Annotated in this window: 20 protein-coding genes; 7 read left to right on the top strand and 13 right to left on the bottom strand. The window is 71.4% G+C overall.

Annotation, left to right across the window (positions count from 1 at the left end):
- The 4 genes from E1264_RS21575 to E1264_RS21560 all read left to right on the top strand — a co-directional run.
- The coding region (locus tag E1264_RS21575; RefSeq protein ID WP_243711075.1) for a condensation domain-containing protein at positions 1-2,345 on the top strand (2,345 nt) is incomplete at its 5' end.
- Between the two features lie 64 nt (positions 2,346-2,409).
- On the top strand, positions 2,410-3,429 hold the full coding sequence (locus E1264_RS21570) for an iron-siderophore ABC transporter substrate-binding protein (protein ID WP_132176292.1): 1,020 nt from the start codon (positions 2,410-2,412) through the stop codon (positions 3,427-3,429).
- A 25-nt stretch (positions 3,430-3,454) separates the two neighbouring features.
- Positions 3,455-4,777, top strand: a complete 1,323-nt coding sequence (locus E1264_RS21565; protein ID WP_207936065.1) for a SidA/IucD/PvdA family monooxygenase — start codon at positions 3,455-3,457, stop codon at positions 4,775-4,777.
- 1 nt (position 4,778) lies between these two features.
- Entirely contained in the window at positions 4,779-4,976 is a 198-nt protein-coding gene (locus tag E1264_RS21560; protein WP_132176288.1) for an MbtH family protein, read from the top strand.
- A 239-nt stretch (positions 4,977-5,215) separates the two neighbouring features.
- Here E1264_RS21560 and E1264_RS21555 read toward each other — a convergent pair whose 3' ends face one another.
- From E1264_RS21555 to E1264_RS21545, 3 genes are all read right to left on the bottom strand, one after another.
- Positions 5,216-5,731 (bottom strand): sigma-70 family RNA polymerase sigma factor, encoded by a 516-nt coding sequence (locus tag E1264_RS21555; protein WP_165964286.1) that lies wholly within the window; start codon positions 5,729-5,731, stop codon positions 5,216-5,218.
- Between the two features lie 45 nt (positions 5,732-5,776).
- Positions 5,777-6,484, bottom strand: a complete 708-nt coding sequence (locus E1264_RS21550) for a DUF2993 domain-containing protein (protein ID WP_132176284.1) — start codon at positions 6,482-6,484, stop codon at positions 5,777-5,779.
- A gap of 127 nt (positions 6,485-6,611) precedes the next feature.
- Positions 6,612-6,872 (bottom strand): MoaD/ThiS family protein, encoded by a 261-nt coding sequence (locus E1264_RS21545; protein WP_132176282.1) that lies wholly within the window; start codon positions 6,870-6,872, stop codon positions 6,612-6,614.
- Positions 6,873-7,097: 225 nt separating this feature from the next.
- Here E1264_RS21545 and E1264_RS21540 point away from each other — a divergent pair, with 225 nt between their 5' ends.
- Positions 7,098-7,811: a response regulator transcription factor gene (locus tag E1264_RS21540; protein WP_132176280.1), complete on the top strand. Its 714-nt coding sequence runs from the start codon at positions 7,098-7,100 to the stop codon at positions 7,809-7,811.
- On the opposite strand, the gene pstB is transcribed toward E1264_RS21540, so the two are convergent.
- From pstB to mshD, 5 genes are all read right to left on the bottom strand, one after another.
- Positions 7,808-8,584, bottom strand: coding sequence for a phosphate ABC transporter ATP-binding protein PstB (gene pstB / locus E1264_RS21535; RefSeq protein ID WP_132176278.1), 777 nt, complete (start codon positions 8,582-8,584; stop codon positions 7,808-7,810). The two genes, E1264_RS21540 and pstB, sit on opposite strands and share 4 nt — an antisense overlap.
- 25 nt (positions 8,585-8,609) lie before the next feature.
- The gene (gene pstA, locus E1264_RS21530; protein WP_132176276.1) at positions 8,610-9,521 is read right to left on the bottom strand and encodes a phosphate ABC transporter permease PstA; all 912 of its coding nucleotides are present in this window, start codon (positions 9,519-9,521) and stop codon (positions 8,610-8,612) included.
- Positions 9,518-10,516 (bottom strand): phosphate ABC transporter permease subunit PstC, encoded by a 999-nt coding sequence (pstC, locus tag E1264_RS21525; protein ID WP_132176274.1) that lies wholly within the window; start codon positions 10,514-10,516, stop codon positions 9,518-9,520. Before pstC ends, pstA begins: the two co-directional genes overlap by 4 nt.
- A gap of 92 nt (positions 10,517-10,608) precedes the next feature.
- A complete protein-coding gene (pstS, locus tag E1264_RS21520; protein WP_132176272.1) occupies positions 10,609-11,712 on the bottom strand; it encodes a phosphate ABC transporter substrate-binding protein PstS in 1,104 nt (367 codons plus the stop codon).
- A gap of 351 nt (positions 11,713-12,063) precedes the next feature.
- The gene (gene mshD, locus E1264_RS21515) at positions 12,064-12,927 is read right to left on the bottom strand and encodes a mycothiol synthase (RefSeq protein ID WP_132176270.1); all 864 of its coding nucleotides are present in this window, start codon (positions 12,925-12,927) and stop codon (positions 12,064-12,066) included.
- A gap of 107 nt (positions 12,928-13,034) precedes the next feature.
- Between mshD and E1264_RS21510 the strand changes: the two genes are divergently transcribed.
- Entirely contained in the window at positions 13,035-14,714 is a 1,680-nt protein-coding gene (locus E1264_RS21510; RefSeq protein WP_132176268.1) for a bifunctional metallophosphatase/5'-nucleotidase, read from the top strand.
- Between the two features lie 215 nt (positions 14,715-14,929).
- Here E1264_RS21510 and E1264_RS21505 read toward each other — a convergent pair whose 3' ends face one another.
- The 5 genes from E1264_RS21505 to E1264_RS21485 all read right to left on the bottom strand — a co-directional run bounded on the left by E1264_RS21505 (position 14,930) and on the right by E1264_RS21485 (position 22,182).
- On the bottom strand, positions 14,930-16,141 hold the full coding sequence (locus tag E1264_RS21505) for an inorganic phosphate transporter (RefSeq protein ID WP_243711074.1): 1,212 nt from the start codon (positions 16,139-16,141) through the stop codon (positions 14,930-14,932).
- Entirely contained in the window at positions 16,138-16,755 is a 618-nt protein-coding gene (locus E1264_RS21500) for a DUF47 family protein (RefSeq protein ID WP_132176266.1), read from the bottom strand. The genes E1264_RS21505 and E1264_RS21500 overlap by 4 nt, the downstream gene beginning before the upstream one ends.
- A gap of 351 nt (positions 16,756-17,106) precedes the next feature.
- Entirely contained in the window at positions 17,107-17,298 is a 192-nt protein-coding gene (locus E1264_RS21495; RefSeq protein WP_347813412.1) for a hypothetical protein, read from the bottom strand.
- 241 nt (positions 17,299-17,539) lie between these two features.
- Entirely contained in the window at positions 17,540-21,568 is a 4,029-nt protein-coding gene (locus E1264_RS21490) for an AAA family ATPase (protein WP_132176264.1), read from the bottom strand.
- Positions 21,569-21,657: 89 nt separating this feature from the next.
- Entirely contained in the window at positions 21,658-22,182 is a 525-nt protein-coding gene (locus tag E1264_RS21485; protein WP_132176262.1) for a gamma carbonic anhydrase family protein, read from the bottom strand.
- A gap of 271 nt (positions 22,183-22,453) precedes the next feature.
- Here E1264_RS21485 and E1264_RS21480 point away from each other — a divergent pair.
- Positions 22,454-23,244: DivIVA domain-containing protein (locus tag E1264_RS21480; RefSeq protein WP_132176260.1), on the top strand; the 791-nt coding region annotated here is incomplete at its 3' end.

Genomic DNA, 23,244 nt, shown 5'->3' with positions numbered 1-23,244 from the left:
ACGACAGGCCGGCCGGGCCGCTGCGGGTGCGGGGCATCCCCGACCCCAGGCTGTCGGGCGAGGTCGCGGCGCTGCGGCTGCTGCGCGACGGGGCGTCGCCGGACGAGGCCCGCGAAGCCCTCGCCGCGGCGCCCGAGGGCGTCGAGCCGGAAAGCCTGTACGCGCGGTACCCGGACGTGGTGCTCACCCCGTCCGACCGGATCGGATGCTACGACGCCGTGTTCGGCGGCGGCGCCGCCAGCCTTCCGGCCGCGCCGGGACGCGTCCCCGCGTCCTACGCCAACAACCCGGTCGCAGCCCGCGACCACGGCGTGCTGGCGGCGCGGGTCAGGGAGTCGCTCAAGGGGCGGCTGCCCGGCTACATGGTGCCGAGCGTGATCATGACGGTGGACGCGCTGCCGCTGACCGTGAACGGCAAGCTCGACCGGCGCGCCCTCCCCGACCCCGGCGGGAACGGCCCGCGCCGCGCGGGACGGCCGCCGCGCACGCCCGTCGAACGGGTCCTGTGCACGCTGTTCGCCGAGATCCTGGACGCCCCGGGCGTGGGCGTCGACGACGGCTTCTTCGACCTCGGCGGCCACTCGCTGCTCGCGACGCGGCTCGTCGGCCGCGTCCGCGCGGCGCTCGGCGCGGAGCTGGCGATCCGCGAGCTGTTCGAGGCGCCGACCGTCGCGGAGCTGGCCGAACGCGTGCACCGGAGTGCCGCCGCGCGGGAACGGCCCGTCCTGGAACCGAGGGAGCGGCCCGAGCGGATCCCGCTGTCGTCCGCGCAGGCCCGCCTGTGGATGCTCGACCAGATGCTCGCCGAGGACGACGGGCCGCGCGGCGCCTACCATCTGCCGCTCGCCGTCCGGCTGCGCGGCGACCTCGACCTCGCCGCGCTCGAGGCGGCGATCGGCGACGTCGTCGCCCGGCACGAGAGCCTGCGGACCGTCTTCGGCGAGCACGACGGCGTCCCCTACCAGCGGATCCTGCCCACGCACGAGGCGCGCCCCGTCCTGGAGGTCGCGACCTGCGCGCCCGAGGACGTCATCGCCCGGCCGTTCGACCTCGCCAAGGACATCCCGCTGCGCGTCGCGGTGTTCCCCGAAGGGGAGCGGCGGCACCTGCTGCTCGCCGTGTTCCACCACATCGCGTTCGACGAGTGGTCGTTCGGGCCGTTCGCGCGCGACGTCGCCGAGGCGTACACGGCGCGGCTGGACGGCCGCGCCCCCGGCTGGGAGCCGCCGCCCGTCCAGTACGCCGACCACGCCCTCTGGCAGCGCGAGCTGCTCGGCGACCCGCTCGACCCCGGCAGCGTCCACGCCCGGCAGCTCGACCACTGGGCGCGGGCCCTCGCCGACCTCCCCGAGGAGATCCCGCTGCCCGCGGACCGGCCGCGTCCCGGCACCGCCGGGCAGCGCGGCGGAACGCTGACCGCCGACTTCCCGCCCGGCCTCACGCGGCGGCTGCGCCAGGTCGCGCGCGACGCGAACGCCAGCATGTTCATGGTCTGCCAGTCCGCCGTCGTCGCGCTGCTGCACCGCGCGGGCGCGGGCGACGACATCCCGCTCGGCAGCCCCGTCGCCGGGCGCACCGAGGAGGCCACCCGGGACCTCGTCGGCTTCTTCGTCAACACGCTCGTGCTGCGCGCCGACGTGTCCGGCGACCCCGCGTTCGGCGAGCTGCTCGGCCGCGTCCGGGAGGCCGACCTCGCCGGGCTCGCCAACCAGGACCTGCCGTTCGAGGCGGTCGTCGAGGCGCTGCGCCCGCGCCGCGTGCCCGGCCGCAACCCGCTGTTCCAGGTGATGGTCGGCTACGAGAACCAGGGCGCCGGGGACGTGCGCTTCCCCGGGCTGGAGCAGCGGGAGGCGCTGTTCGGGCCGGGCGCGGCGAAGTTCGACATCGACTTCATCTTCCGCGAGGGCGCGGACGATCTGCGGCTGATCGTCGACTACTCCGCCGACATGTTCGACGAGGGCACGGTCGCCGCGCTGGCCGAGGGGCTCATCGCGCTGCTGGACGCCGTCGCCGCCGACCCCGGCGTGAAGGTCGGCGCCCTGCCCGCCCCGCGCACGCCCGCCGCCCGGACGGCGACGGCCCCGGGCCCGGACGGGACCGCGGCGCGCGACGGCGGCGGCGACGACCGGGAGGCGGTCCTGTGCCGCATCTTCGCCGAAGAACTCGGCGTGCCCGAGGTCGGCCCGGACGACGATTTCTTCGATCTCGGCGGCCATTCGCTGCTCGCGATGAAACTCGTCCGGCGGATCAGAAAGGAGCCCGGCTGCGAATCCGTGAAGATCGCGGCCCTGCTGACAGCGCCGACAGTGAGGGGGCTCATACAGGCGCACCCATTGCGCAGTTAGGTGAGCCTAACCTAAGATTTCGGTCGATAAACCCCCTGGAATTCTGGAAGGACACCGGTCCTCAATGCGCACCTTTATGCGGCGAATGGCGGTCACCGCCGCGCTCGTCCTGAGCATCGGCATGGCCGCCGCGTGCGGCGACGGCGAACCCGCGGACGACGCCTCGGGCGCCAAGGCGGGGGCCGGGGCGTTCCCGGTCACGATCACCCACAAGCTCGGCACCGCGAAGATCGAGTCCGCGCCGAAGCGGATCGTCGCCCTCGGCGAGATCGACCAGGACGCGCTGCTCGCCCTCGGCGTCAAGCCCGTCGCCATGGCGGAGCTGACCGGCATCCAGCCCGACGGCCTCACCCCCTGGACCGCTCCGAAGCTGACCGGTGAGAAGCCCAAGCTGCTCAAGGCCGGAGAGGCCGGGTTCAACCTGGAGGAGGTCGCGGCGCTGCGCCCCGACCTCATCCTCGCCGCCGGCGACTACTACATCGACAAGGGCTACGACAAGCTCTCCAAGCTCGCCCCGACCGTCGCCTACCAGTCCGGGCCCGCCGAGGACACCTGGCAGCAGATCACCCTCCAGGTCGCCAAGGCCGTCGGCCGCGCCGAGGCCGGGACGGCGCTCGTCGCCGACGTCGAGAAGAAGATCGCCGCGGTCAAGTCCGCGCACCCCGAGCTCAACGGCACCGGGTTCGCGTTCACCAGCGTGTTCCCGAACGGGAACATCGGCGTGATGAAGGCCCCCACCGACACCAGCGTCAAGCTGCTCAGCCAGTTCGGCATGGTCCTGCCCGAGTCCCTGAAGAAGCTGCCCGGCGAGGGCTTCGCCGCGGAGCTGAGCATGGAGAAGGTCTCCGTCCTGGACGTGGACGTCCTGCTCAGCCACTACAACGACGACCCGGCCACGCAGAAGAAGATCGAGGGGAACAAGCTGTTCGCCGACCTCGCCGTCGTCAAGCGCGGCTCGTACGTGGCGCTCGACCTGAAGTCGTTCTGGCCGCTGCGCACCCCGACCCCGCTGGCCGTCCCGTACGTCATCGACCAGGTCGTGCCGAAGATCGCCAAGGCCGCCGCGACGGCGAAGTCCGCCTGAGGCACGCCAGATGCCGGAGGAGCGCATGCAGACCCCCGTCCATGACGTGGTGGGCATCGGGTTCGGCCCGTCCAACCTGGCGCTCGCCGTCGCGCTCGACGAAGCGGCCCGCGCCTCCCGCACCGCCCGCGCCAACGGCGCGGGCGGCGCGGGAGGCGGGGACGGCGCGGCCGCGGACGCCGTGTTCTTCGAGAAGCAGCCGGAGTTCGGCTGGCACCGGGGCATGCTCATCGACGGCGCCACCATGCAGGTCCACTTCCTCAAGGACCTGGTGACGCTGCGCAACCCCGCCAGCCCGTACTCGTTCCTGGCGTACCTGCACGCCAGGGGCCGCCTCGTCGACTTCGTCAACCACAAGACGATGTTCCCGACACGGGTGGAGTTCCACGACTACCTCGAATGGACGGCGGCCGCGTTCGCCGACCGGGTCCGCTACCGCTCCGAAGTGGTCGCCCTGCGCCCGCACGACGACGACACCCTCGAAGTCGTCGTGCGGCGCGACGACGAGCTGGAGACGCACCTGACCCGCAACGCCGTCATCGGCGCCGGGCTGGAGCCCGTCCTGCCGGAGGGCGTCCGGTCCGGCGAGCGGATCTGGCACACCGAGGACCTGCTCACCCGCCTCGCCGAACGGCCGGGCTGGACCCCGAGGCGGCTCATCGTCGTCGGCGCCGGGCAGAGCGCCGCCGAGGCCGTCGAGTACCTGCACCGCACGTTCGCGGACGCCGAGGTCTGCGCCGTGTTCACCCGCTACGGGTACTCGCCCGCCGACGACAGCTCGTTCGCCAACCGCATCTTCGACCCCGAGGCCGTCGACCACTACTACGCCGCCCCCGACGACGTGAAGCGGATGCTGTTCGACTACTCGCGCAACACCAACTACTCCGTCGTGGACCTCGACCTCATCGACGAGTTGTACCGGCGCTCCTACGCCGAGAAGGTCGCGGGCGCCGAGCGGCTCCGCATCCTCAACGTCTCGCGCATCGCCGACGTCCGGGAGGAGGCCGGGGGAGTGCGGGCGCGGGTCCGGTTCCTGCCGACCGGCGAGGACGCCGACCTGCACGCCGACGCGATCGTCTACGCCACCGGCTACCGCGAGCGCGACCCGTTCGACCTGCTCGGCGAGGCGGCGCCGCACTGCCAGACCGGCCCGGACGGGCGTCCCGTCGTGGAGCGCGACTACCGCGTCGCCACCCACCCGGGCCCGCGCTGGGGCGTCTACCTGCAAGGCGCCACCGAGCACAGCCACGGCATCGCGTCGTCGCTGCTGTCCATGACCGCCGTGCGGACCGGGGAGATCGCCCGCTCCATCGCCCGCCGCTCCGTCCCCGTAGCCCAGGAGGCCTGAGATGACCAACCCGTTCGACGACCCCGACGGCACGTTCCTCGTCCTCGTCAACGACGAGGGCCAGCACTCCCTGTGGCCCGAGTTCGCCGACGTCCCCGCCGGCTGGACGATCACCTTCGGGCCCGCGTCCCGGGCCGAGTGCCTCGACCACGTCACCGCCACCTGGACCGACCTGCGCCCGCGGAGCCTCACCACCTGAGCCACGGGCCGCGCGGAGCGTGCCGCGCACTGGTCCCGCTGAACCCGCGCGGCGGCATCCTCCCAGGTAGACCACTATTACGGCCCGTCGTGTGACATTTCGCGGCGGGCGGGCGCTGTAGGAATTGGGAGCGGAGAGCGACGCCGCCGGCGGGCCGTGCAGGAGGGGGGCCCGCTCGGCGGGGTCGAGCGCGCCGAGCACGTACACCCCGAGCGAGGTGCGAACGTCAACGCAGCCGTTCATGGCGCCAACCCCCGCTCCTCCAATGCGAGTTTGAGCGCCCGCAGGGCGTAGTAGGTCCGGGACTTGACCGTGCCGGGCGGGATGCCCAGCGTCTTCGCCGCCTCCGCGACCGACCGGCCCTTGTAGTAGGTCTCCACCAGCACGGCCCGGTGCGGCGGGCTCAGCCCCGCCAGCGCCTCCGCGACCGTCCAGGACTCCAGGGCCCGGTCGATGTCGTCCGAGCCGGACGCGGTCATCATGACATGCTCGTCGATGCCCGTCTCCGGCGGCCTTGCCTGTTTCGCGCGGTGCGCGTCCACCACGAGGTTGCGCGCGACCGTGAACAGCCACGGCCGGACGGGACGCCCGGCGAGCGCCTCAGGGTGCTTCCATGCGCGCAGGAGCGTCTCCTGGACGACGTCCTCGGCCTGGGTTCGGTCCCCACCGGTCAGCCGCAGGACGTAGCCGAGGAGAGGACCTCCGTGCTCGCTGTACAGGGCGCGCAGCAACCCCTCATCCGCGGTGGGACCCACATCCCTGTCACGTACGCGTTTCCGCACCGGTTCACCAGCGCCGCATCATTTCTGCCGCTGCTGGAGATCGTTCAGCCGGACGTTCTCGGCGGTGGCGCCGACGCGCAGCCCGTCCGGCGTCGGCTCGAGGATGCTGATCCGCGACCCGAGCGGGAGGTCGGCCATCGGGACCGTCCAGGTGAGCTGCCGCTTCACCAGGGCCAGCGGGACCGCCGGGCCGCCGCCCGAGCTCACCGAGATCGGCGAGATCGCGATGCCGCGCGCGGTCGACTTGACCTGGACGATCGCGGTGCTGGAGAGGGGACGGCCGAGGAAGGTGCTCTCGAAGTCGACCTCCAGGTTGTCGCCCTTCGGCCCGATCTTCTTGACCTGCTTCGGCGCCTCCTTCTTGATCACGTCGTAGGGGATGACGGCGGAGGCGGTCGCGGTGCGGGCGGTGACGTTCGCGGCGCTGCCCTGCGTGACCTCCGACAGCGGCGCGCTGACGCCCCGCATGTCGACCTTGACGCCGGTGACGGTGACGCCGCGCTGCGTCCAGTCGTCGATCGTCACCTCGATGTGGTCGTAGTCGCCGCCGAGCGCCTGCGTGATGAACGGGAACCCGTGGATGGTGACGTCGGGCGGCTGCTGCAGGTTGTACTGCGCCGCCACCTGCTCGCCGATCTTGTCCTCGGCGACCCGCACGCCGATCCGGTCGGCGGCGACGACGCCGACGGCCAGGAGGACCAGCAGCGCCAGCAGTACTTTCCGCATGTTTCTCCTTCGGGCTCCGTCATGCGCCCCGTCATGGCAGTCCGCGCACACCATAGTGCGCGGATGCCCTTGAACGGGTCGCACCGGAGAATGACCTCGCAGCCCGAAAAATCACACCACGGTGAGATCAACCGCCCGCGAACGGCGGGAGGACCTCGACCACGGCGCCGTCCGGCAGCACCACGGAATCGTGCGCGCGGGTTCCCACGGGCTCCCCGTCCACGAGGAACGAGCTGCGCTGGACGACCCGCTGGAACTCGCCGCCGCGCCCCTCCTTCGCCAGCGCCGCCGCGACGGCCTCGGCCAGCGTCCCGGCGTCGTACGGCTCCTCATGCGTCCCCGCCGCCGCCTTGGCCGCCGCCCAGTAGCGCATCGTCCCTTTGGCCATGTCCCCAGGGTCTCATTCCCACTCTTGAACAGGTCTGGTCCGGGCCGCTCCGTTGCCGGCCGGACCGCCTTGTATATGCTCATGGGAAGGGATCCGGGCGACGAGGCCATGGAGTTCATCAGCAAGCCCTTCGTGGCCGCCTCGTCCTTGAGCCGCCGGCCGCCGCCGGGGCTGGAGGATGAGCAGCCTGGGTCCTACGTCTTTTTCAGGGACGGGAGGCGGCACGTGAGCAGCTTGCTCGTGCTGACCAACGCGTTAGAGCCCTCCGACGAGATCCTGCCCGCACTCGGCCTCCTGCTGCACTCCACGCGCGTCGCCCCGGCCGAGGCGTCCGCGCTGATCGACGCGCCGCCCGCCGACGTCCTGCTGGTGGACGCGCGCCGCGACCTGGTGCACGCCAAGAGCCTGTGCCGGCTGCTGCGCACCACCGGGCTCGACTGCCCGCTCCTCGCCGTCGTGACGGAGGGCGGCCTCGCGGCGCTCAGCCCCGAATGGGGCCTGGACGACGTGCTGCTGCAGACCGCCGGACCGGCCGAGGTCGAGGCCCGTCTCCGCCTCGCCGTCGGGCGCGCCGCCGATGCCGACGACGACGAGACCCCGGGCGAGATTCGCAGCGGCGACCTCACGATCGACGAGGCCACCTACACGGCACGGCTGCGGGGCCGCGTCCTCGACCTCACGTTCAAGGAGTTCGAGCTGCTGAAGTACCTGGCCCAGCACCCGGGCCGCGTCTTCACCCGCGCCCAGCTCCTCCAGGAGGTCTGGGGCTACGACTACTTCGGCGGCACCCGGACGGTGGACGTCCACGTCCGCCGCCTCCGCGCCAAGCTCGGCGCCGAGTACGAGTCCCTGATCGGCACGGTGCGCAACGTCGGGTACCGCTTCGTCCCCGACCACCGCCCCGGCGACACCGAGGAGAAAAGTCCAGCCAGGGCTTAGCCGAACCGGCCGGTGATGTAGTCCTCGGTGGCCTTCTGCTCGGGGTTGGTGAATATCTTGCTGGTGTCGTCGATCTCGATGAGCTTGCCGGGCTTGCCCGTGCCGGCGATGTTGAAGAAGGCGGTGCGGTCGCTGACGCGGGCGGCCTGCTGCATGTTGTGGGTGACGATGACGATCGTGTACTGGGTCTTCAGCTTGTCGATGAGGTCCTCGATCGCGAGGGTGGAGATGGGGTCGAGCGCGGAGCACGGCTCGTCCATCAGGAGGACCTGGGGCTGGACGGCGATGGCGCGGGCGATGCAGAGGCGCTGCTGCTGCCCGCCGGACAGGCCGGCGCCGGGCTTGCTGAGCCGGTCCTTGACCTCGGTCCACAGGTTGGCGCCGCGCAGGGACTCCTCGACGATCTCGTCCAGGCGGCCTTTGCGGCGGACGCCGTTCAGCTTGAGGCCCGCGGCCACGTTGTCGTAGATCGACATGGTGGGGAACGGGTTGGGCCGCTGGAACACCATGCCGACGACGCGGCGGACGGCGACGGGGTCGACGGACGAGTCGTACAGGTCCTCGTCGTCCAGCATCACCTTGCCCTCGACGCGGGCGCCGGGGATGACCTCGTGCATGCGGTTCAGCGTGCGCAGGAACGTGGACTTCCCGCAGCCCGACGGCCCGATGAACGCCGTCACCGAGCGCGGCTCGACCGTCATCGAGATGTCCTCGATGGCGTGGACGCCGCCGTAGTAGGCGTGCAGCCCCGAGACCTCGATCCGCTTCGCCATGGGGTGGGTGTTCCTTTCCGTTAGTTCAGCGACCCGTGGGCGCGCTGCGCCGGGCGACGAACCGGGCGACCAGGTTGAGCAGCATGATGATCCCGATCAGCACGAGGGCGCCCGTCCAGGCCCGGTCGATCGAGTTCTGGTTGGGGTCGGCGGCCTGCTCCCAGATGAACGTGGGCAGGGACGCCTGCGGCCCGTTGAACGGGTCGTTGTTGATCGCCTTGGTGAAGAAGATGGTGAGCAGCAGCGGCGCGGTCTCGCCCATCACGCGGGCGACGGCGAGCATCACGCCGGTCACGATCCCGGTCATCGCGGTGGGCAGGACGACGAAGCAGACCGTCCGCCAGCGCGGGACGCCGAGCGCGTAGGACGCCTCGCGCAGGTCGTTCGGGACGAGCTTCAGCATCTCCTCGGTGGCCCGCACCACGGTCGGGATCATCAGGATCGTGAGGGCCAGCGACCCGGCGAACCCGGAGAAGTCGAACCCGAACGTCAGCAGCCACAGCGCCAGGACGAACAGGCCCGCGACGATGGACGGGATGCCCGTCATCACGTCCACGGTAAAGCTGATGATCTTGCCGAGGCGGCCGTTCCCGGCGTACTCCACCAGGTAGATGGCGGTCAGCACGGCGATCGGGACGGCGATCAGGCTGGTGATCAGGACCTGCTGCAGCGTCCCGATGATGGCGTGGTAGGCGCCGCCGCCCGGGTCCTTGCCGCTGACCGCGTTCATGGAGAACTGGAAGAACGTGAGGTCGAGCCGCTTGAGGCCGTTGACGAGGACCGTCCACAGCACCGAGAGCAGCGGGATGACCGCCAGCGCGAACGCCAGGTAGACGAGCCCCTGGACGACCCGGTCCTTGACCTTCCGGCCGAGCGAGACCGACGTCAGGCTGGAGCGCCCCCCGGCGGGGCCCTTGGCGGTGGAGACGGCGCTCACACGAACTCCTTCCGGCGCGCGACGACCGCGCGGGCCGCCATGTTGACGACCAGGGTGATCACGAACAGCACGAGCCCGGAGGCGATCAGCGCGCCGCGGCCCGTGGTGGACGCCTCGGCGAAGCTGTTGGCGATATTGGCCGCGAACGTGTTGCCGCCGTTCTCCAGCAGGTGCCAGTTGATCCCGGGCACGAACGTCAGCACCATCGCGACGGCGATCGTCTCGCCCATCGCGCGGCCGAGGCCGAGCATCGAGGCGCCGATCATGCCGGAGCGCCCGTAGGGCAGCACCGACATCCGGATCATCTCCCAGCGGGTGGCGCCGAGCGCCAGCGCGGCCTCCACGTTGGGCTGCGGGACCTGGAGGAACACCTCGCGGGAGATGGACGAGATGATCGGCAGGATCATGATCGCCAGCACGACGGAGGCGGTGAAGATGGAGTTCTTGCCGGGGCTGTCGCCGCCGAACAGCGGGATCCAGCCGAGCACCGCGTTCAGGACCTTGCTGATCCCCTCCATGTGCGTGGACAGGAAGATCAGGCCCCAGAGCCCGTACACGATGCTGGGGACGGCGGCGAGCAGGTCGACGATGTAGCCGAGCCCGGACGCGAGCCGCCGCGGCGAGTAGAACGAGATGAACAGCGCGATCCCGATCGCCACCGGCGTCGCGATGAGCATCGCCAGAAGCGAGGACACCACCGTCCCGAACGCCAGCTGCGCGATGCCGAACTTCGGCGGCGCCGCGTTCGGGTTCCATTCCTCGCTGGTGAGGAAGCTCGCCTCGTTGTCCTGCAGGGCCGGGATCGCCTTCCAGACGAGGAACGCCGCGATCGCGGCGACGATCCCGAGGACGATGATGCCCGAGCCGCGGGCCGCCCCGGCGAAGATCCGGTCACCGGCCCGTCCGGTGCTCATCCGCGAGCCGGTGGCGCGATGCCGGGCCCCGGCCACCGCCTCGGCGCCCGACTGTGCCTGGACGCCGGTCTCGCTGCTCATGGAGGGTCCTCCTTGGATCAGGTCGGCCGGACCCACGCCTGCCCCGCCGCCGAACTCGTCGGCGGCGGGGCCGCGGGTGCCGTCGTCCGCTGTCAGGACAGGGCCTTCACGGACGCCTGGACCTTGGTCAGCACGGTCTGCGGAAGCGGCGCGTAGCCGACGTCGGTCAGGATCTTCTGGCCGGCGTCGGACGAGGTGTAGGTCAGGAACGACTTGACGAACGCGGCCTGCTCGGCGGGCAGCCCCTTCGAGCACGCGATCTCGTAGGTGACCAGGACGATCGGGTAGGCGCCCGGCTCCTTGGTCGTGTAGTCGATCTTCAGCGCGACGTCGTTGCCGGTCCCGACGATCTGCGCCCCGGCGACGGCCTTGGACGCGCTGTCCGGCGACAGCTGGGTGTACTCCCCGGCGCCGTTCTTGACGTGCGCGGTCTGCAGCTTGTTGTTCTCCGCGTACGACATCTCCACGTAGGAGATCGCGCCCGCGGTGCTCTTCACCTGGCTGGTGACGCCGTCGGACTTGGGCGCGCCCTGGCCGGTGGAGTTCGGCCACTTCTTGGCCTTCTCCCACGTCCAGACGTCAGGCGCGGTCTTGTTCAGGTAGTCCGTGAAGTTGTCGGTGGTGCCGGACTCGTCCGACCGGTACACCGGCTTGATCGGCGAGGACGGCAGCTTGGCGCCCTCGTTCTCCTTCGCGATGGCCGGATCGTTCCAGGTCTTGATCTTGCCGGAGAAGACCTTGGCGATCGTGTCGGGCGACAGCTTCAGCCCGTCCACGCCCTGCAGGTTGTAGACGACGGCGACCGGGCCGACGACCATCGGCAGGTTCAGCGCCGGGTTCCCCTGGCAGCGCTTCTGCGCGACGGGGACCTCGTCGGGCTTGAGCGCCGAGTCCGAGCCGGCGAACGCCACCTGACCGCTCGTGAACGCCTGGATCCCCGCGCCCGAGCCGCTCGGGTTGTAGTTGAGGTTGGCGCCCGCGCACTTGCTGGCGTAGACCTTCGTCCACTCCTCGACGGCGTTCTTCTGCGCGCTGGACCCGGCCGCGTTGACGCTGGCCTTGGCGCAGTCGATGTCGCCGGTCGGTGCCTTGCTGGACGACGCCGTCGTGTTGGCGTCGCTCCCGCAGGCGGTGAGGGCCAGTGCCCCCGCGACGACCACGCCGCCGAGGGCGGCGAGTCGGGAACCGTTCTTCACCGGAGGGTCTCCTCTTATATCGTCTCGCGGGACCCCCGGGCCGTTCCTGGTCAGCTCTCCGAGGCGCGGGGTCACCGTCGGATGCGACGCTAGGCAGGCGAGGTGACCAGCCGGTCCGATCCAGGTGAACGGGCGATGAACGCGGACGAGCATCACCGCGAAGAATGCCCCGATTTGCCATGGACGCCGGGTTAACAGCGCAGCTCACGGGCGCAAAGAACGTTCCCAGATCCGGCAACCGAGGTTTAGCTCCCCGAGCACGGGACACCTCCGGCCGCCCCCATCCTGACCAGCACCGTTGAGAGCGGCGGACCACGCCTCCCCGAGAGACGGCACGTAAGCCGCGAGGTGTCAGGTCGCGTACATGACGTCTACGGCGTGGCGGGTGAAGCCCAGGGACTCGTACAGGCGGACGGCAGCCGCGTTCGACTCGTCCACGTACAGCATGAACTGGTCGGCGCCGGTGCCGCGGAGGTGGTGCAGGCCCGCCAGCGTCAGGGCGCGGCCCAGGCCGAGGCCCTGCGCGTCCGGGTCGACGCCGACGACGTAGACCTCGCCGAGGCCGCCGGGGTGGGTCTTCGTCCAGTGGAAGCCGGCGAGGCGGCCGTCGCGCTCGGCGAGGAAGAAGCCGGCCGGGTCGAACCAGCCTTCGGCCTCGCGGTCGCGGAGGTCCTCGATCGTCCAGGCGCCCTGTTCGGGATGGTCGGCGAAGGCGCGGGCGTTCACGTTCAGCCACGCCTTCTCGTCGCGGCCGGGCTCGAAGGTGCGCAGGGTGACACCCCCGGCGAGCCGCGGCTCCGGCAGCGGGCCGGACGCCGGGCGGCGCATCTGGAACAGCGCGCGGACCCGCGCCATGCCCTCGGCGCTCGCCAGCGCGGCGGCGGCCGGCAGGTCGCCGTGGGCCCACACGCGCAGCGGGCCGCCCGCCTGCTCGCGCAGCGCGCGGAGCAGCGCGCGGCCGTGCCCGCGGCGCCGGTGCCCCGGGTGGACGACGAGTTCCCCGGCCGCGGGCTCCTCGTCGGTCGCGGGGTCGAGATGCGCGTACGCCACGATCGTGCCGCCGTCGGAGATCGCCGTCCCGGCCCGCCCGCCGCGCAGCGCGAGCAGCGCATGCTCCGACAGCGGGCCGACGCCGTCGGCGTCCGTCGCGGCTTCGACCAGGGCCAGCACGGCGGCGACCTCGATGCCGGCGTCCAGCACGCGCGTTTCGCTCATGATCGCCACCCTATGTGACGGGCGCCGTGAACCCCCTGATCAAGTTGTCACAGAAACGTCATCGGGCCGCCGGAAAGCGTATGCCGGGCGCGCTTACCGTCCGCAGCATGACTCGACGACGCACCATCCTGGCCTGCGCCGCGGCGGCGCTGACCGTCGTGGGCCTGGCCGCGCAACCGGCGGCGGCGCGCCCCGCCCCGACCGCGTCCGTGCGGCTCCTGGCCCTGAACGACTTCCACGGCAACCTGGAGCCGCCGTCCGGGAGCTCCGGCAGGGCCATCGACGAGAACGGCGACACCGTCCTCGCGGGCGGTGCCGCCTATGTGGCGGCCCACCTCAAGAAGCTGCGGAACCGCGACACGCTCACCGTCGCGCAGGGCGACCTGATCGGGGCCTCGCCGCTGATCTCCGCCGCCTACCACGACGAGCCGTCCGTGCAGTTCCTCGGCGACATCGGCGTCACGGCCTCCGCGGTCGGCAACCACGAGTTCGACGAGGGCTATGCGGAGCTGCTCCGCATCCAGAACGGCGGGTGCCATCCCGTCGACGGCTGCTCCCCCGCCGGGACGTGGCGCGGCGCGAAGTTCGACTACCTCGCGGCGAACGTGCTGAAGAAGAGGAACCAGCGGCCCGCCATGAAGCCGTGGACGATCCGCACCATCAACGGCGTCCGGGTCGGCTTCATCGGCGTCGTCACCAAGACGACCCCCAGCATCGTCACCGCCGAGGGCATCAAGGACCTGGACTTCGTCGACGAGGTCGCCGCCGCGAACCGCGCGGCCCGGGAGCTGAAGCGTCGCCACGTCCGCGCGATGGTGCTGCTCGTCCACGAGGGCGACCAGGTCAAGGACGGTTCGCGGCCGGACGAGTGCGGCGTCCAGCCCGGCGCCGGGTCCCGCATCGCGAAGGACGCCGACCCGGAGATCGACGTCGTCCTTTCCGGGCACAGCCACCAGCAGTACATCTGCTCGGTGCAGGACCCGAACGGCGAGCCCCGGCTGTTCTCGTCGGGTTCCTCCTTCGGACGGGTGATCACCGAGGTGAACCTCAAGGTGAACCGGCGGACCGGTGACATCGTCCGGTCCTCCATGAAGGGCGACAACCACGTCGTCACCCGCGACATCGCGCCCGACCCGGCGACGGAGCGGTTCGTCCAGACGTGGAAGGAGCGCGTCTCCGAGATCGCCGACAAGCCCATCGGCAAGATCACCGCTGATCTGACCCGCGCCCCGTCCCCCGCGGGCGAGACCGCGCTCGGCGACGTGATCGCGGACGCGCAGCTCGCCTCGATGAAGGGCTTCGGCGCGCAGGTCGCGGTGATGAACCCGGGCGGTGTCCGCACCGACCTCACCTACGCGGCGAGCGGCTCGGAGGGCGACGGCGTCGTCACCTACGGCGAGGCGTTCGCCGTCCAGCCGTTCAGCAACGTGATGGGCGTGGTGTCCCTGACCGGCGCGCAGGTCGACGCGCTGCTCGAACAGCAGTGGACGGCGGCGGGCGAGAAGATCCTCCAGCCCTCGGCGAACCTGCACTTCACCATCGACCGCTCCAGGCCCGTCGGCGACCGCGTCTCCGCGATCACCATCGACGGGGCACCGATCGACCCGTCCGCCACCTACAAGGTCGCGGCGAACAACTTCCTCCTGGGCGGCGGTGACGGCTTCCAGGTCTTCACCGAGGGCAAGGACCCGGTCCTGGGCCCCATCGACCTGGACGCCTTCGTCGCCTACTTCACCGCCCAGGGCACCATCGCGCCCCCACCCCTCAACCGGATCTCCGGCAAGTAACCGATGGCCCGCCGCCCCGGAGGGTCGGCGGGCCATCCGCTTACCTGGACCAAGGCCCGGCCAACGGTTACGGGCAGGCACGCGGAGCGAGCTCTGCGAGCGCAGCGGGCCTGCCCGGCGCGCCGCGTCCCCGCAGCGCAGGGAGCGCCAGCGACCGGAGCGAGGAGACCCGTGCCGCGCAGCCGGGGGGTTTGGGGGGTCGCCCCCCCAATAGATCACGCGCCGAAGAAATGGACCACGAAGTAGACGGCGGCGGCTACCGAGGCGGCCATCGGCATGGTGAGGACCCAGGCGGTGATGATGTTGCCGGCGACGCCCCAGCGGACGGCGGAGAGCCGCTTGGTGGCGCCGACGCCCATGATGCAGGACGTGATCGTGTGCGTGGTCGAAATTGGAGCGTGCCAGATGTAGGCGGTCGCGTACAGGATCATCGAGGCGGTCGATTCCGCGGCGAACCCCTTCGGCGGATCCAGCTCGATCACCCTGCGGCCGAGCGTCCGCATGATCCGCCAGCCGCCGGCGTACGTGCCGAGGGACAGGGCGCCGGCGCAGGAGATGATCACCCACAGCGGGACGCTCTTGCCGTCGGAGTGGCCGGTGGTGACAAGCGCCAGGACGATGATGCCCATCGTCTTCTGCGCGTCCTGCAGCCCGTGGCCCAGCGCCATCGACGCCGCCGACAGCGACTGCGCGATGCGGAAGCGGCGGGCGATCCGGCCGGGGTTGGCGCGGCGGAAGATCCACAGGATGGCGACCATCACCAGGTAGGCCAGGCAGAACCCGACGACCGGCGACACCACCATCGGGATGGCGACCTTCTCGACGACCGTGCTCCAGCTCACCGTGGACGCCGACGCGAACCCGGCGCCGACGACCCCGCCGATCAGGGCGTGCGAGGACGAAGAAGGCAGCCCGAAGTACCAGGTGATGAGGTTCCAGGTGATCGCGCCGAGCACGCCGGCGGCGACCACGGTGAGGCCGTGCAGCCCGGTCGGCGGGGTGATGACCTCGCTGACGGTCTTGGCGACCTCGACGCCGAGCAGCGCGCCGATCAGGTTCATGACGGCCGCCATCAGCAGCGCCGCCCGCGGCGTCAGCGCCCGCGTGGACACCGAGGTCGCGATCGCGTTGGCGGCGTCGTGGAAGCCGTTGGTGTAGTCGAAGAGCAGCGCGATGATGACGACGAGGACGAGCACGGCGGCCTGCGCGTCCGAGCGCAGGCCGAGCGCCCCGGCGAGGATCACCGCGAGGAAGCCCAGCAGCAGGACGGGCCAGAACCGGGCCGGGCCGCGGCGGACCTGCTCGCCCAGGGTCGGCTCGGTGGCGGACGGGTCGTCCTTGGTCAGCGTCGTGCCGACCGGCCCGCCCACGGCGTGGCCAGGGGGGCCGCTAGGCCGCGGGCCTTGCGGCTCGTCCCGCACGCTCATGACTCCTTGACCGCGATGGTCTCGACCGTGTTGGCGATGGCCTCGAACGCGTCGGCCGCGTCCTCGAGCCGGTCGATGATCTGCTTCAGCTTCAGCACCATGAGGGTGTCGTACTCGCCGCTGAACAGCTTGGCGAGCAGCTTGCGGTAGACCTTGTCGCCCTGGTTCTCGAGCCGGTTGATCTCGATCCAGTACTCGTTGAGCTCCTTCATCGACCGCAGCCTCGGCATCGCCTCGGCGGTCAGCTCGGCCGCGCGCTCCAGCACCTCGACCATGTTGACGATGCCTTTGGGGAACTCCTCGATCTCGTAGAGGTCGACGAGGTCGGCCGCCTCCTCCATCTCGTCCATCACGTCGTCGATCGTCGAGGCCAGGCGGTAGATGTCCTCGCGGTCGAACGGCGTGATGAACGTTTCGTTCAGGCGGCGCATGATCGCATGGGTGCATTCGTCGCCCGCGTGTTCGCAGGCGCGCATCTTCTCCGCGATCGCTGCCCTGTCGGCACCGTCGCTGATGAGCTCCACGAGCAGCCTGGCGCCGGTGACCAGGTTGTTCGCCGAGTCGGCGAACATGTCGTAGAAGCTGTCCTCACGCGGCGTGAGACGCAAGCGCACGTCGTTCTCCTGATGTGCCGGAACAGTCCGCAGAGGATCGTAGGCGCTACCAGCCGTAAAAAGAACCTTTGCCCCAGCTTCTGCTGGTGTCCTCCATCCTCTCACTTCCAAGATTGCCCCGGATCATGAGGTACATACCCCGCGGCAGCCCCGTATCTGCGGGGAACGGCCGCCGCTTCGGCGGCGCGGAGAGGCCGGGCGCGCAGCCTTCGGCCAAGATCATAAGTGAGATTTGTTACACGGACACGAGAGACGGGCCGGGGACGCCATGATCGGCGTCCCCGGCCCGCTGCGTGCGACTGCCCTGCTCTTCAGCTGGGAGGACGCGTCCTCCCACCCCCCTGGGACCGCTCAGTCCCGTGGCGTCAGCTCGCGACGACCGGCTTCGTCGGACTGCACTCCGAGCACCATGTCGATTTCGGCGACGGTCAGCGGCCGCTCGGCCGCCGCCACCGCGCTGAGCATCTCGGCATAGAGTTCGATCTCGTCCAGCGCAACACGATCGTGGACGCGCAAATCGAGGTTCTGGCGCACCGCGTCCACCTCCGTTCGTTCCCCACACCCAGGTCGAGGCTACGCGCCCCGCCCGGACGGGCACATGACCCAAGAGGGCCATTCGAGGGCCACCTGTGACCCTGTCCATCCGGGGGACGCGCCCACCTGAACGATCTAGGCACCGGCCCCGGTGACTCCCCGGTATCCCTTCCCACCTGACGCCGGTCTGATGCATATGTCGCGAACGTCCAGAGCCGGCCAGGGCGGATGGTGGCCGGGCGGCGGCCGGTCAGGGGCCGGGGCGGAAGTCGCCGAGCATCTGCTCCAGCTCCGTCTCGGGCAGGTCGCGCGCCGTCAGCCGGGCGACGGTGGCGGCGTTGACGTCGGCGCCCGCGAGCCGGGCGGCCTGCCGCCCCACCGTCTGCTCGAACAGGGCGCGGACCGTCCGGGCGTAGGCGAACCGCGGGTCGCCGCGCAGCCGCGCGAACCGGTTCAGCAGCTCGACGCGCAGTTCCTCGTCCAGGACGTAGAGGTCGCGTTCGGCGTAGCTCTGGAAGAGCTGCACCATGTCGCGGTCGCCCATCCCGGTGAACTCCAGGATCCGGCCGAACTCGGCGCGGAGGGCGGGGTTGCCCGCGAGGAAGCCCTCCATCTCGGCCGCCGGGCTGGAGCAGATCACCACGAACCTGGCGCCGCCGCCGTTCATGCGGCGGAGCAGCTCGGCGACGACGGCCGGGCTCCGGTCGAGCCGGTACGCCTCCTGGATCAGCAGCACCCCGCCGAGCGCCTGCTCGATCATGCTCGCGACCCGGTTCTCGGTGTCGGCCCGGTCGCGTCCGGCCAGATGGACGGGACGGCACGCGACCACATGCCCCGACTCCAGCAGCCCCAGCGCCGCGTAGATGCCGCCGACGAGCCCCGCCACGGTCGTCTTCCCGGTGCCGGGCGGCCCCACGAAGATCAGGTGCCGGTCCTCGCCGCCGGACACCCCGTAGCGTGCCCGGTCGGCGGCGAGCCCGGCCTCGTCGGCCAGCTCGTGCACGGCGGCCTTGACGTCCTCCAGCCCGGTGAGCTGGTCGAGCTGGCGCAGGTAGCCGTCGATGTCGCCGGGCGGGCGCAGCGCGGGCTCGATGCCCTCCGCGACGCCGGCGAGGTCGTCGGGGGTCAGCACGAGCCGGTCGTGGGACGCCCCGGCCCGCTCCATGTTCCGCTGCGCGGCCTGGTCGAGGTACGCCTCGACCAGCCGCGCGTTGACGAGGTCGCCCGGCCCGCGCAGCCGGTTCAGGTCCTCGCGGGCGACCTCCATCGCGGACGCGCCGATCGTGACGCGCCGCTCCTCGGCCAGCAGGTGCAGCAGCATCATGCGGTTCTCGAGGTCGCTGAAGTCGGGCAGCCGGTGGACGCGGAACGCCTGGACGAGCTTGGAATGCTCGCGCAGGAGCCTCTTGTACGCCTGCGGCTCGCACGTCGCGATCACGGGCGTCATGTTGACGGGGTCGCGGCGGGCCCGGCGGACCGCGCCGACCAGCGCCCCCGGGTCCTGCGCATTGGCGATCGCCACGTCGAGCCGCTCGAACAGGACGACCGGGCCCGGCTGGGCGAGGATCTGCCCGATCCGCTCGGGGGGCGCGTCGCGGACGTCCTCCGCGTCGTGCGCGCGGATCGACCCGTCGCCGAGGCCCGCGTTCGCCAGCGTCAGCGCGATCAGCCTGGACAGCCTGCGCTGCCCCGAGTGCGGCCCGCCGACCAGCAGCACGCCCGGCACCCCGGGATTGATCGAGCTGGGCGCGCCGTCCACCCGGGTCTCCTCGGCGCCCTCGCCGCCGGGCGCGTCCCACTCCTTGACCTGCCGGCGGACGGCGGCGAGCAGGTCGCTCGGGTCGTGGTCGCCGTACACGAAGCCGAAGCCGAAGCGCTCCAGGACGCGGCGCTCGCTGCGGTCCTTCGGGGGCGGGATCTCGTGGACGGGCTGGTCAGGCGAGGGCGTGTCGTCGAGGAAGTCGAACTCGCCGACCATCGTCTTGGACATGACCTTCGTCCCCGGCCCGGCCCCAGGGACCGGAGGCGGTGGCGGCTGGGCGGGGTCGTCCTCCAGGTCGCCGGGCCCGAGAATCCGCGTGCCGGGCGGGCCGGCCGGGGCGCCCGAGGCGGCCGGGACCGCCGGGGCGCTCAGCCCTGCCTGGCCCTCCACACGGGTGGACTCCGGATCGAACGCCGCAGGCGCCGCCGGAGGCTGCTGATACTGCTGCTGTTGCGGCGGCTGCTGCTGCTGCTGCTGCGAGACGTTCGGCGGCGGTGGCGGCGTCGCCTGCCTCGGAGGAGCGGCACCGGACGGCTGGTAACCGAGCTGCGTGTACGGCGGCAGGAAGTTCTCGTCCTGCTTCTCCTCCTCCGGCGGCGAGTAGCCACCGGACTGCTGCCCTGCCGCGGCAGGCGGAGGCGGCGTCGGAGGAGCACTCTGCATGGGCGCACGGTTCTGCGCCTGGTTCTGCATAGGCGCAGGGCTCTGCATAGGAGCCGGGTTTTGCATGGGCGCAGGGCTCTGCATGGGCGCAGGGCTCTGGTTCTGGGCGGGCATAGGCGGTGCCGCGCCCGGACGCTGGTATCCGAGCTCCGTGTAAGGCGGCGCGACGCTCCCCTCGTCCCGGTCCTCCTCGGTAGGGGTGCCGCTGATCAGCGGGTCAGGAGGCGCGAACGCGGCCTGTTGCCCAGGCCCGGCCATGGGACTGGCGGGCATCTGGTTGGCCGCGGGCTGGCCGTACGGCTGCGCCGGCGGCTGGACGAACGGGCGGTCGGGCTCCGAGGGCGCGCTCTGCGCATGCGGAGGCGTACCGGGAGCGATCCCGGGCTGGCTCTGCATGCTGAACGGGACCGGCTGCGGTGGCGCGGGGTTGGGCGGCGGCGTGGCGGTCGGGGACGCGGCCGTCGCGCGGGCCCGGTTCCGTCCGATGATCCCGGCGATGATCGAGGTCGGGACGGGGAAGCCGCGCGGCCGGGCGGGCATCCCGCCGAGCCGGCACCAGGCCAGGTCGACCTCGTACATCGCGGCCAGCAGCGTCTCCGCGCCCGTGCCCGATCCGGCCGCGGACCGCAGCGGCTCGGGGAGGCGCATGTCCTGCGGCCAGAGCCGCCGCAGCGGATGGCCCTGCTGTTCCGACACCGCCTGCACCGTGTAGCGGATCTCTGGGTCGAGCCACGGGACGATGGTGCCGACCATGTCCTTGCGGACGACGTCCAGATCGGCGGCGAGCAGGGCGGCGGCCACAAGGCGAGGCTCGATGTAGGCGGGGTCCGCAGGGTCGCCCGAGAGCCCGGCTATCAATTCGCTGAGCGTGTAGAAGGCGTGCCGGAAGTTGTCCCCTGGCGAGCTCTCGTTCCGCAGCGAAGGGACCAGGTTCGGTGGGCAGCGCGTCAGCCACTGCTGGACGATCGCCTGGTCGCCGTACGGCAGCGCCCCATAGTCGACGGTCGGGTTGGCGAGGGTGGTGCCGAGGATGGCGAGCAGCGCGTCCGCCCGGATCTGGAACCGGACGTCGTCGCGCAGCGCGCTGGCGACGGCCCACATCGTCCGCAGGACGACGACCGCCGCGTCCACCCGGCTGGCCCGGAGCCGTTCGGCGTAGAGCCCGACGAGCGTCTCCAGCGGGGGCGGGGTGAGCCAGCGCGGCCCGTCGACGTGCGGGAGCGGCTTGGCGCGGTAGGGCTTCCACAGGTCGAGCATCTGCGCGTCCAGCCGCGAGTCGAACGCGGGCGAGGACGAGCACCACAGCATCACGCCCCAGGCCACGACCACGGTCGACGGCGTGTCACTGGAGAACTCCGACGACCAGTGCGGGTAGTCGGGCGCGGACAGCGTCGCGGCGGACTCGACCGTCGACCGGACGCGCGAGGTCAGGTCGGTCGCGAACCCGTGCCCGACGAACGGCAGGCACGTCGGCGGGTCGTAGGAGAAGTCGGGCCCGGCCGGGATCACGTGCGGCGGCAGCGTCGGGACCTGCACCCCGGCCTGCTGCGCGGGCCGCGCGGCCATCCGGACGGCGGGCGTGCGCGGCGGCGGGCACAGGTACCACTGCCCGTCCGCCGGGTGCAGCCGGTACCAGCGGGCCCATGCGCCGAACAGCCACCACGTGCCGTCGGGCAGGACGAGCATGCGGCCGCCGATCGCGTGGTGGCGCTGCTGCGGAGGCGTCGAAGGCCACCATGCGGCGGCCACCATCGCCCGCGTGTCCCGCTCTGCCTCCGCGAACGGATCCTGCCCCGACTGGGGGCTGGGCGGCGGAGCATTGCCATAGCCCGGTCCCCACACCACGAAGGTCATGGTAGTCAGCAGAACACGGCAGGGGTCCCGCCCACCGGCGCATTCACCGCGTCCCCGCAGGTCAGCGGGTTATCTTTCCGACCTTGACGTCAGTCCCACCGGGCGTCGGCGCGGTGCCGCCTCGCCTTCTCGACGTACACCTCGGGCGTGTGCGCCAGGACGAGCCGGTCGTCGTCGGTCAGCTCGCGGACGATCCGTCCCGGTGTCCCGGCGACGAGCACCCCGGACGGGATCTTCTTGCCGGGCGGGACCAGCGCGCCCGCGGCGATCAGCGTCCCGGAGCCGATCCGGGCTCCGTTCAGGACGATCGCGCCGATGCCGATGAGCGAGCCCGTCTCGACGTGGGCGCCGTGCACCATCGCCTTGTGGCCGAGGCTGACGCGGTCCTCCAGGACGGCGGGGGTGCCCGGGTCGGCGTGCAGGCAGCAGAGGTCCTGGATGTTGCACTCCTCGCCGACGACGATCTCCTCGTCGTCGCCGCGCAGCACCGAGCCGTACCAGACGCTGGACGCGCGGCCCAGCCTGACCCGTCCGACGACGACCGCGCCGGGCGCGATCCACGCGTCGGGGTCGATGTCCGGCCGGTGCTCGCCCAGCGTTCCGAGATACTTCATGCCGCCGATGCTAGGACGGCCGCTCCCGCCGCCCCGCAGCGCCCCGCGCCCATCCCGGGACCCCTGGATAGCGCGAATTTTCCGAGATTGGATAGTTTGTCGCTCTTAGCAGGTGAAGAAACCACGACGAGAACCGCGTTCCGGTTGCGCGAATGGGGTGGACCGGACGAGAGTCGTCCTGACGTTTCCACATGTGGACCCGCTGACCGGCGGGCGAGGAGAGCAACCGACCCTGACGGGGTGTCACCCCGCCAACGACCCCCAAGGCATCATGAGCAACGAAGCCGAAATCCTGCCGAACCTCCTCCAAGAAGACTCGCACGAGTTCGAGATCGTCATGCGCGGCTACAACCGCCGCCAGGTCGACGACTACATCGCCCGCTTCGTCCAGAAGAACCGCGAGCTCGAGGCGCGGCTCGCCCGCGCCCACGACGACTCCGAGCGGCTCCGCCGCGAGATGGCCGAGCTCCGCGAGGCCCGCAAGCCGACCGGCGACGACCTCAGCGACCGGCTCCGCCAGATCATCAACCTCGCCGAGGACGAGGCCCAGGACAAGGTCGCCGAGGCCGAGGCCAAGGGCGCGGAGATCCGCAAGGACGCCGAGCAGGAGTCCAAGCGGATCATCGACGAGGCGCGCTCGCACGCCGAGAAGAACCTCGCCCAGGCGCAGGACAAGGCCGAGCACGTGCTCGCGTCCGCGAAGAAGGAGTCCGAGAGCGTCCTCGGGTCGGCCAAGCAGGAGGCCGAGCAGACGGTGACCAGCGCGCGGCTGGAGGCCGAGCGCACGCTCACCGCGTCCGAGCGCCGCGCCAGCGTGATCAACGAGGGTGCGACGCAGCGGCTGACGGCGCTCACCAAGAACCACACCCAGGCGCTGCAGCGGCTCACGGAGATCAGCGAGACCCTGCACCGCCTGCTCACGGCGGAGAACGACGCGGGCCCGCTGGAGAAGATGGTCGAGGACGCCGTCCGGCAGAGCGCGCCGCGCAAGCAGCAGCCGTCGCAGCCCTCCTCGCCGCCGCCGCCCGCGAAGCCGATGCCGTCCTCGTCGGCGTCCAAGCC

This window comes from Actinomadura sp. KC216, assembly GCF_004348535.1.
GTDB lineage: Bacteria > Actinomycetota > Actinomycetes > Streptosporangiales > Streptosporangiaceae > Spirillospora.
This window is presented reverse-complemented; position numbering and strand designations above follow the sequence as displayed.

Coding starts and splice junctions, on each gene's coding strand:
- pstC (WP_132176274.1), bottom strand. CDS start 10,516: ATGAGCAGCGAGACCGGCGTCCAGGCACAGTCGGGCGCCGAGGCGGTG.
- mshD (WP_132176270.1), bottom strand. CDS start 12,927: ATGAGCGAAACGCGCGTGCTGGACGCCGGCATCGAGGTCGCCGCCGTG.
- E1264_RS21565 (WP_207936065.1), top strand. CDS start 3,455: ATGCAGACCCCCGTCCATGACGTGGTGGGCATCGGGTTCGGCCCGTCC.
- E1264_RS21490 (WP_132176264.1), bottom strand. CDS start 21,568: ATGACCTTCGTGGTGTGGGGACCGGGCTATGGCAATGCTCCGCCGCCC.
- E1264_RS21550 (WP_132176284.1), bottom strand. CDS start 6,484: ATGCGGAAAGTACTGCTGGCGCTGCTGGTCCTCCTGGCCGTCGGCGTC.
- E1264_RS21570 (WP_132176292.1), top strand. CDS start 2,410: ATGCGCACCTTTATGCGGCGAATGGCGGTCACCGCCGCGCTCGTCCTG.
- E1264_RS21505 (WP_243711074.1), bottom strand. CDS start 16,141: ATGAGCGTGCGGGACGAGCCGCAAGGCCCGCGGCCTAGCGGCCCCCCT.
- E1264_RS21485 (WP_132176262.1), bottom strand. CDS start 22,182: ATGAAGTATCTCGGAACGCTGGGCGAGCACCGGCCGGACATCGACCCC.
- E1264_RS21560 (WP_132176288.1), top strand. CDS start 4,779: ATGACCAACCCGTTCGACGACCCCGACGGCACGTTCCTCGTCCTCGTC.
- E1264_RS21510 (WP_132176268.1), top strand. CDS start 13,035: ATGACTCGACGACGCACCATCCTGGCCTGCGCCGCGGCGGCGCTGACC.
- E1264_RS21545 (WP_132176282.1), bottom strand. CDS start 6,872: ATGGCCAAAGGGACGATGCGCTACTGGGCGGCGGCCAAGGCGGCGGCG.
- pstB (WP_132176278.1), bottom strand. CDS start 8,584: ATGGCGAAGCGGATCGAGGTCTCGGGGCTGCACGCCTACTACGGCGGC.